The 8,758-nt window shown below is 65.6% G+C and carries 7 protein-coding genes; 4 read left to right on the forward strand and 3 right to left on the reverse strand.

The annotated features are described in order from the left end of the window. Genes fabF through IVB31_RS15885 form a run of 3 tightly spaced genes read left to right on the forward strand, consistent with a single transcriptional unit; the run spans position 1 to position 2,826 of the window. Positions 1 to 1,263: a beta-ketoacyl-ACP synthase II gene (gene fabF / locus IVB31_RS15875; protein ID WP_247323813.1), complete on the forward strand. Its 1,263-nt coding sequence runs from the start codon at positions 1 to 3 to the stop codon at positions 1,261 to 1,263. Between the two features lie 59 nt (positions 1,264 to 1,322). Beyond that, entirely contained in the window at positions 1,323 to 1,955 is a 633-nt protein-coding gene (locus tag IVB31_RS15880; protein ID WP_247323814.1) for a LysE family translocator, read from the forward strand. Further along, positions 1,948 to 2,826 carry an alpha/beta hydrolase gene (locus IVB31_RS15885; RefSeq protein WP_247323816.1) on the forward strand — a complete coding sequence of 293 codons (879 nt, stop codon included), beginning with the start codon at positions 1,948 to 1,950 and terminating at the stop codon, positions 2,824 to 2,826. Before IVB31_RS15880 ends, IVB31_RS15885 begins: the two co-directional genes overlap by 8 nt. A gap of 204 nt (positions 2,827 to 3,030) precedes the next feature. Here the strand turns inward: IVB31_RS15885 and IVB31_RS15890 are convergent, their stop codons facing one another. The 3 genes from IVB31_RS15890 to IVB31_RS15900 all read right to left on the reverse strand — a co-directional run bounded on the left by IVB31_RS15890 (position 3,031) and on the right by IVB31_RS15900 (position 7,729). Then, positions 3,031 to 3,915: a 4-(cytidine 5'-diphospho)-2-C-methyl-D-erythritol kinase gene (locus IVB31_RS15890; RefSeq protein WP_247323818.1), complete on the reverse strand. Its 885-nt coding sequence runs from the start codon at positions 3,913 to 3,915 to the stop codon at positions 3,031 to 3,033. A gap of 25 nt (positions 3,916 to 3,940) precedes the next feature. Beyond that, a complete protein-coding gene (locus IVB31_RS15895; RefSeq protein WP_247323821.1) occupies positions 3,941 to 5,737 on the reverse strand; it encodes a tetratricopeptide repeat protein in 1,797 nt (598 codons plus the stop codon). A gap of 330 nt (positions 5,738 to 6,067) precedes the next feature. After that, positions 6,068 to 7,729, reverse strand: coding sequence for an electron transfer flavoprotein-ubiquinone oxidoreductase (locus tag IVB31_RS15900; RefSeq protein ID WP_247323823.1), 1,662 nt, complete (start codon positions 7,727 to 7,729; stop codon positions 6,068 to 6,070). A gap of 135 nt (positions 7,730 to 7,864) precedes the next feature. On the opposite strand from IVB31_RS15900, the gene IVB31_RS15905 reads away from it, so the two are divergent. Beyond that, positions 7,865 to 8,665: a uracil-DNA glycosylase gene (locus IVB31_RS15905; RefSeq protein WP_247323825.1), complete on the forward strand. Its 801-nt coding sequence runs from the start codon at positions 7,865 to 7,867 to the stop codon at positions 8,663 to 8,665. Positions 8,666 to 8,758: the final 93 nt, after the last annotated feature.

The following is an 8,758-nucleotide window of genomic DNA, read 5'->3' on the forward strand; positions in this document are numbered from 1 at the left end:
ATGCGTCGTATCGTCGTGACGGGAATGGGCGCGGTGTCGCCGCTTGGCTGCGGTGTCGAACTGTCTTGGCGCCGGCTGCTCGCCGGCCAAAGCGGGCTGCGCCCGCTGCCGGAATGGTCACAGGCGTTGCCGGCCCGCATCGCAGGCCTCGTGCCCGACAAGGCCGATGACGCGGACGGCGGTTTCGATCCCGCGCAGGCCGCCGCGCCAAAAGACCAGCGCAAGATGGACCGCTTCATCCTGTTCGCGCTGCTCGCGACCGCAGAAGCGGTCGCGCAGGCCAAATGGACGCCGCAGGACGCGGCGGCTCAGGAACGGACCGCGACGATCATCGCCTCCGGTGTCGGCGGCTTTCCGGCGATGGCTGAAGCAGTACGCATCACCGAGCAGCGCGGCGCGCGCCGGCTGTCGCCATTCACGATCCCCTCGTTCCTCGCCAATCTCGCCGCGGGCCACGTCTCGATCAAATACGGCTACAGGGGTGCGCTGGGCACGCCGGTCACGGCGTGCGCGGCCGGTGTCCAGGCGATCGGCGATGCCGCGCGCATGATCCGCGCCGGCGAAGCCGATGTCGCGATCTGCGGCGGCGCGGAGGCCTGCATCGACATCGTCAGTATCGGCGGCTTCGCGGCGGCCCGCGCGCTGTCGAGCTCTTTCAACGACGAACCCGCGCGCGCCTCGCGCCCGTTCGATCGCGACCGCGACGGTTTTGTCATGGGCGAAGGCGCCGGCATTCTGGTGATCGAGGAACTGGAACATGCGCTCGCGCGCGGCGCGACACCGATCGCGGAGATCGTCGGCTACGGCACGACCGCGGACGCCTATCACATGACCTCGGGCCCGCCCGACGGCGACGGCGCCCGCCGCGCCATGGAGATCGCGCTCCGGCAGGCGAAGCTTGCGCCCGGGGATTTGCAGCACCTCAACGCGCATGCGACGTCGACGCCGGCCGGCGACGAGAGCGAGCTTGGCGCCATCGGCGCGCTGTTCGGCCGCAACCGCGGCATTGCCGTGAGCGCGACCAAATCGGCCACCGGCCATCTGCTCGGCGCGGCCGGCGGGCTGGAAGCGATCTTCACCGTCCTTGCCCTGCGCGACCAGATCGCGCCGCCGACGCTCAATCTCGAAAACCCTGATCCGGGTGCTGAAGGCATCGATATCGTCTCAGGCAGCGCCCGGCCGATGCCGATGCAGCATGCCATCTCCAACGGCTTTGGTTTCGGCGGGGTGAATGCCAGCGCGATCTTCCGCCGGATGGGCTAAACGACAGGCCTTTGCGCCAGAGACCTTGCAATCGCGGCACGCTGCGCTACGAAAACAGGATGATCGAAACGAATTTCTGGCTGTTCCTGGCCGCAGCCTGTCTCATTGCCGCCGTTCCCGGCCCCGGCATTTTCTATGTCGCGGCGCGGACCTTGTCTGAGGGGCGCGCCAGCGGTTTCGCCTCGACCACAGGCACGGCGCTGGGCGGGCTGGTTCACGTGGTGGCCGGCAGCCTCGGCATCTCCGCGATCATCCTTGCCAGCGCCGAGCTATTTGCCGCCGTGAAATTCGTCGGCGCGCTCTATCTGGTCTGGCTCGGCATCAAGACGTTTCGCAGCGCCGGCCGCCCGTTGCCGCTGGAGAGCGAGCCCGTCGGCGACAAGCGCGCCTTGCGCGACGGCGTGCTGGTCGAGGCGCTGAACCCGAAGACCGCCGCGTTCTTCCTCGCCTTCATTCCGCAGTTCCTCGACCCGGCGGGATCGAACCCAACGCTGCAATTCATCATGTTGGGTGCGATCTCGGTGACGCTGAACACGCTCGCCGATGTCGTGGTGGTGCTGATGGCCTCCGCGACACGCACGCAGCTGATCGGACGGCCGCATCTGATGCGGCGTCTGGCCCAGGGCTCCGGCGTCTTCATCGCGGGCCTCGGCCTCTCGCTCGCGCTGGCGCGGCGACCGGCAAATGGATAGCCCCCCGCAAAGCCGCTTCTATGAGTCGCACGGCCTGCGGCTGCATTATGCCGACTGGGGCAATGAGGGCGCGCCGGTCGCGATCCTCGTCCATGGTGGCCGCGATCACTGCCGGAGCTGGGACGTCATCGCCCGGTCGCTGCAGCCACATTTTCATGTGATCGCGCCCGATTTGCGCGGTCACGGCGATTCCGACTGGACCAAGGGCGGCAGTTACGCGCTGACCGAGTATGTCTACGATCTCGCCCAGCTCGTGCGCGCGATCGCAGCGCCTCAAATCACTCTCATCGGCCATTCCATGGGCGGCATGGTGAGCCTGATCTTTTCAGGGTCGTTCCCCGAACTGGTCTCGAAGCTGGTCGTGCTCGACGGCGTGACGATGCTGCCGGATACGCCAAAACCGCCGGCGCATGAGCGCATCAGCAAATGGGTCGGGCAACTCGACAGGCTGCACGACCGCACGCCGCGCCGCTATTCGACCCTCAAGGATGCGGCGGCGCAGATGGTGCTTCACAACAAGCGGCTGTCCCGCGACCTCGCGCTGCATCTTGCAACCCACGGGTCGCGAAAAAACGACGACGGCACCTATAGCTGGAAATTCGACCCCTACCAGCGCGCCAGCGCGCCGCACCGGCTCTGGCCCGACGATCACGTCGCGCTGTGGTCGCGCATCGCCTGCCCCACGCTGCTGTTGAATGCCGGCGAAAGCTTTCTCGCCGGCGCCAGGGCGGCAGGCCTGGAACGCTACTTCCCGCAGGCGCGCGTCGAGACCATAGCCGAGGCCGGACACTGGCTGCAGCATGACAAGCCGCAAGAGGTGCTCGGTGCGATCCAAAAATTTCTCGCGCTTGCGGATGAAGTCGCAGGCTAGCTCAGCCGTCGTAGGCCGGGCAAAGCGAAGCGTTCCCACTTGTTCTATTTCGACGATCGAGAAACTGATGCCACGATGTTCCACGGAGGCCCTCCGCTGACATGAGTTGCGCGGATGAAGGCACCGTCGCTGGCGAAGGTCCAGCCCGTAGCCTGCGTGAGCGCAACGACAGGCGAGAGAGTGCAAGGACGTCCCCGCGGAAACCTAACTCAACGTCCCCGCATGCACCCACCAGCCGGGGTGGTCGCGCCGGATCTTTTCGGCGGCGGCGTGCGCCTCGGCGGACGCGCCATGGATTGCAAAGCAGGTCGCACCCGAGCCGGACATGCGGGCGAGCTTGACGCCTGCGGAGTCGCGCAAGGCTTCCAGCACGCCGCCGATAACAGGCTCGATGCGCATCGCAGGGACTTCGAGATCGTTGGGGACGGTTTCGAGAACATCGACCCAAGCGGCAATGGAGGCGCCCTCGTCCGGCCAGGCCGGAGCGTCGAGAACGGAGGTGGCGCCGACCAAGAGTTCGCCGTTGCGCAGGCCCAGCGCCTGGAACACGTCCTTCGTCGCGACCGGCACGCGCGGGTTGACCATCACGCAGGGCATGCTCGGCAGCATCAAGGGCAGCAATTGCTCGCCGACACCGGTCATGTCGCAGGCGCGCGAGAACAGGCACACCGGCACGTCGGCACCGGTCGCAAGCGCAACCTTCTGCAAACGCGGATCGTCGAGCGACAGGTTGTTGAGACGCGCCAGCAGCCGCAGCCCCGCGGCGGCGTCGGCCGAGCCTCCGCCGATGCCGGCCGCGACGGGGAGCACCTTGTCGAGCGCGAAGGCGCCCAGCTTCAGGTCCGGCACGGCTTCGGCCAGGAGCTTGGCCGCCCGGAACACGAGGTTGTCGGCCATATCGCCACAGGCCGCCGCGAGCGGCCCCGTGGTGGTGAGCTTCAGCTCGCCGCCGGGCTCCAGGGTGAGCCGGTCCGCGCAGTCGGCAAAGGCGACCACGCTTTCGAGATCATGATAGCCGTCGGCACGACGGCCGACCACGCGAAGGCTCAGATTGACCTTCGCGCGTCCTTCTTCAATCAACGCCGACATTGGCGACCAGCCCCCAAACGAAACCTCAACCGCCCTTGCCGTCGTCCTTCTTCTTCTCCGCCTGTGCAGCCGAGGAATTCGAATTCTCCTCGGTCATGCCGTTGGCGATCTTGGCCTCGATCTTCGGAAGCTCATCCGCCTCGGGCTTGAGATCGCGGGCGTGTGCCCATTGGAACTTGGCTTCCAGCGTGCGGCCGACGCGCCAATAGGCGTCGCCAAGATGGTCGTTGATGGTGGGATCTTCGGGCTTGAGGTCGATCGCGCGCTCGAGGTTCTTCACCGCCTCCTCGTAATTGCCGATGCGATAATAGGCCCAGCCGAGAGAGTCGACGATGTAGCCGTCGTCGGGACGCTGCTCGACGGCGCGCTTGATCATCTTCATGCCCTCGTCGAGATTGACGCCCTGGTCGATCCAGGAATAGCCGAGATAGTTGAGGACGTGCGGCTGGTCGGGCTGCAGCTCGAGCGCCTTCTTCATGTCGGTCTCGGCCTTGCCCCACTGCTTGGAGCGCTCCTCGCAGATTCCGCGATAATAGTACCAGACGCTGTTGGCCTTGTCGTTGCCGGCCGGCAGCACATCGACGCCTTGCGAATAGGTCGCGCCGCATTCGCCGAACTTCTTGCGGCCGCGCTCGATATTGCCGAGCGCCATGATGGCTTCGAGGTCCTTGGAATCCTCTGACGTGACACCCTTGAGAATCTTAATCGCCTCGTCGGTGCGGTCGGCGGAATCGAGATCAATGGCGAGCTGGATCTGGGCGTTGCGCTTCAACGGTGAGGACGACGGCACCCGCTCATAAACCTTGATCGCCATCTGTGGCCGCTTCACCGATTCATAGAGATCGGCGAGCGAGAGCAGCGCCAGCGGATGGGTCGGCTGGAGGTAGAGCGAGAGCTGGAGATAGACCAGCGCCAGATCCTCGCCGCCGCGGCGGGTCAGCGTGGCGCCGATGCCGTAGAGTGCTTCGGCGGCGCCGGCTTGCGCGGAATCGGCCAGCGGCGGCATCTTCTTACCGGCCTTGGTGTCGCGCAGGCCTTCCACGATCAACGGATGGCGGGCAAGCTTCTTGTCGAACGCCTGGTAGACGGTGGTCGCGGCGGCCGAGTCCTTGTTGCGCGACAGCCAGCGCGCATAGGCCTCGGTGATGCGCAGCATGGAATCGTCGAGCTTGTAGGCGCGCTCGAACCGGACGCCCGCGTCCTTCTCCTTGCCGGAGAGCTCGAGGATCATGCCGGCATGGAGATCCTTGAACAACGGATACCATTCCGGGCCAGCCAGCTTGTCGATGGTGGCGACCCCGCCCTTGGCATCGCCGGCACCATAGGCGGCCCAGCCCGACAGCAGCGTGGCGACGAGATCGGTGATCGGGCCGCGGATCGACTGGTTGATGTTGGTCTGCGCGGTCGCGTACTTCTTGAACTTGAGATCATGTACGCCGACGACGAGGCGCGCAACGCGGTTGGTCTTGTCGATGGTGAGGATGCGCTCGGCCAGCTTGACGGCCTCGTCGATGTCACCGTCGGCGACCGACGAAATGAAGGCGCGGTCGAGCAGTTCGTTGTTCTTCGGATCGGCGCGCAGAGCGGAGCGGTAGAACGCGGCGGCGGAGGCCGCGTCGCGCTCGACGCTGGCGTGGCGGGCGGCGAGATAACTGCCGGAGGTGGTCAGCGCCTTCAGGTCGTTTCGGGTCGGAAACTGCGCCGCCGTGTCGGACGGATGATCCGGCGTCTGCGCCAGGACCGCGCCGGGGACCACCGCGATCGCTGTGCCCATGAGGGCGATGGCAGCAACAGTCCAGCGGTTGAAACGATTTGAAAGCATCAGGGCTCGCCTTGAGTTGGTAGTGCCTGGGTATGCAGCAAAAGGCCGTATCGCATGCGAACGCGGCCGGTGGCATCGGGACCCGGAACCGTCAGGCCGACAATGCCGCTTTTGGCGCTTCACCGCAAGGATTCGGGCCGGCCGATTCCCCTCCGCGCGCCCCAAATCGGCCAAATGAACCGAGCGGGAGTGCCCCAAGACGCTGCTAGTATGGCCTTATCGTGGCCAAGGACCGCAATCGCCGCCCGGTTCTCACGCGAACGTGCGTCACAAGACCTGGGTCACGTCGCAGCGGCCCCGGCTTGATCGCCCTCGTCCAAGTGTCCCGGTTTACATCGCCTCGTAGTTCGGGCCGCCGCCGCCCTCCGGGGGAACCCAGGTGATGTTGCCGTTGGGGTCCTTCACGTCGCAGGTTTTGCAGTGGACGCAATTCTGGGCATTGATCTGGAAGCGCGGGCTCGAACCCTCCTCCACCCACTCATAGACGCCGGCCGGGCAATAGCGATTCGAGGGACCGGCGAACACGTCGTGCTCCGAGGTCTTCTGCAGGTTCATGTCCGCGACCTTGAGATGGACCGGCTGGTCCTCCTCATGATTGGTGTTGGACATGAACACCGACGACAGCTTGTCGAAGGAGATCTTCCCGTCGGGCTTCGGGTAGTTTTTCGGTGCATGCTGCTTGGCCGGATCGAGGGTGGCGCGATCGGGCTTGGCGTGCGACTGGGTGCCGAACAGCGAGCCGCCGAACAGCGTGTTGCACCACATGTCGAAGCCGCCCAGCGCGACGCCGAGCACGGTGCCGAATTTCGACCACAGCGGCTTGACGTTGCGGACCAGGAACAAATCCTTGCCGACCGAAGAGGAGCGCCAGGCGTTCTCGTAGTCGACGATCTCGTCATTGGCGCGATCGGCGGCGAGCGCCGCCGCGACATGCTCGGCGGCAAGCATGCCCGTGCCCATCGCATTGTGCACGCCCTTGATGCGGGGAACGTTGACGAAGCCGGCCGCGCAGCCGACCAGCGCGCCGCCGGGGAAGGTCAGCTTCGGCACCGACTGATAGCCGCCCTCGGTGATGGCGCGGGCGCCATAGGCGAGCCGCTTGGCGCCCTCGAACGTGCCACGGATCGAAGGATGCGTCTTGAAGCGCTGGAACTCGTCGAATGGCGACAGATACGGATCGTCGTAATTGAGATGCACCACGAAGCCGACGGCAACGAGATTGTCGTCGTAGTGATAGAGGAACGAGCCGCCGCCGGTCTTCAGATCGAGCGGCCAGCCGAACGAATGCTGGATCATGCCCTTCTGGTGCTTGGCGGGATCGATCTGCCAGACTTCCTTGAGACCGATGCCGAACTTCGCCGGCTCGCTGTTGGCGTCCAGCGCGAACTTCGCGATCAACTGCTTGGTCAGGCTGCCGCGGGCGCCTTCCGCGAACAGCGTGTACTTGCCCAGCAATTCCATACCACGGGTAAAGGAGTCCTTCGGCTTGCCGTCCCGGCCGATGCCCATGTCGCCGGTGGCGATGCCGCGCACCGCGCCGTTGTCGTCATAGAGCACTTCGGCGGCGGCAAAGCCCGGATAGATCTCGACGCCGAGCGCCTCGGCCTTGCGCGCCAGCCAACGGCAGACATTGCCGAGCGAGCCGATATAGCAGCGATGATTATCCATCAGCGGCGGCATCATGAAGTTCGGCAGCTTGATCGCTCCGCCGGCCGTCATCCAGAAGAAGCGGTCGTCCTTCACGTGCGTTTGCAGCGGGCAATCGGAATCCTCGCGCCAGTCCGGGATCAGCTTGTCGAGCCCGGCCGGATCGATCACGGCACCTGAGAGAATATGCGCGCCGACCTCGGAGCCCTTTTCAACCACGACGACATTGAGATCGGCATTGATCTGCTTCAGCCGGATCGCCGCGGCCAGGCCCGAGGGGCCAGCGCCGACGATGACGACGTCAAATTCCATGGATTCGCGCGGGGGAAGTTCTTCGATGCTCATCTGATCTCAGCCCTTGAGACGGTCCTTGGTCGATTGCGCCCTCTTGTTTCCGATTTTTCCGGGTAGGACAACCTAGGAAATGCGTTTCGCTGGGATACAAGGCAGTCTAAACTGGACTAATAGTCAGACTTTCCAATGATCCCAGATCCCGCACCCACAGTCCGAGAGCTTCTCGCCTTCTATCTGGAGGCCGGAGTCGATTGCGCGCTCACTGAGGAACCGATCGACCGCCTGGCGGAATTGGATGCTCCGGCTCCGCGCGCGGCACCTCCGGTCGAGGCGCCGCGCCCTGTCGCAGCGCCCGCGGTCATGCGCGGCGAGGCTGCACCTGCGCCAGAGGTCGCGATCGCCTCCGCGCGCGAGGCCGCGCGCACCGCGCCGACGCTGGAGGCGCTGCGCGAGTTGATGCAAAATTTCGAAGGCTGCGCGCTGAAGCACACGGCGACACGATTGGTATTCGCCGACGGCAATCCACAGGCGCGCATCATGTTCGTCGGCGAGGCGCCTGGACGCGACGAGGACATCGAGGGATTGCCCTTCGTCGGGCGCAGCGGCAAGCTTCTCGATCTGATGATAGGCGCCATAGGCCTCAACCGCACCACTGCCTACATCGCCAACGTGATCCCCTGGCGGCCGCCCGGCAACCGCACGCCGACGCCGCAAGAGACGCAGATCTGCCTGCCCTTCATCCAGCGCCAGATCGAGCTCGTGAATCCCGACGTGCTGGTGACGCTGGGCAATCCCTCGACGCAGACGCTGCTGTCGACGCGCGAAGGCATCATGCGCACCCGCGGGCGCTGGTTCGACTACGAGACCGGCGGGCGCACCATCCGCGCGCTGCCGACCTTCCATCCGGCCTATCTGCTGCGCTCGCCGTCCTACAAGCGGCTGGCCTGGCAGGATCTGCGGGCGATCGCGAAGGTGCTGGCGGGCTGACCGCCGTCAGGTCTTGGCCGCCGCTCCCGGCGTGACTTGCGGGAGCGCGTAGCGGCTCGCCAGCAGACGAGCCAGCCACTCCCGTTCGACCTC

The organism is Bradyrhizobium sp. 21, assembly GCF_023073335.1.
In the GTDB taxonomy this organism is placed as follows: Bacteria; Pseudomonadota; Alphaproteobacteria; order Rhizobiales; family Xanthobacteraceae; genus Bradyrhizobium.

Excerpts from the sequence above, each read along its gene's own strand:
- fabF (WP_247323813.1), top strand. The coding sequence starts at position 1 with ATGCGTCGTATCGTCGTGACGGGAATGGGCGCGGTGTCGCCGCTTGGC.
- IVB31_RS15880 (WP_247323814.1), top strand. The coding sequence starts at position 1,323 with ATGATCGAAACGAATTTCTGGCTGTTCCTGGCCGCAGCCTGTCTCATT.
- IVB31_RS15885 (WP_247323816.1), top strand. The coding sequence starts at position 1,948 with ATGGATAGCCCCCCGCAAAGCCGCTTCTATGAGTCGCACGGCCTGCGG.
- IVB31_RS15890 (WP_247323818.1), bottom strand. The coding sequence starts at position 3,915 with ATGTCGGCGTTGATTGAAGAAGGACGCGCGAAGGTCAATCTGAGCCTT.
- IVB31_RS15895 (WP_247323821.1), bottom strand. The coding sequence starts at position 5,737 with ATGCTTTCAAATCGTTTCAACCGCTGGACTGTTGCTGCCATCGCCCTC.
- IVB31_RS15900 (WP_247323823.1), bottom strand. The coding sequence starts at position 7,729 with ATGAGCATCGAAGAACTTCCCCCGCGCGAATCCATGGAATTTGACGTC.
- IVB31_RS15905 (WP_247323825.1), top strand. The coding sequence starts at position 7,865 with ATGATCCCAGATCCCGCACCCACAGTCCGAGAGCTTCTCGCCTTCTAT.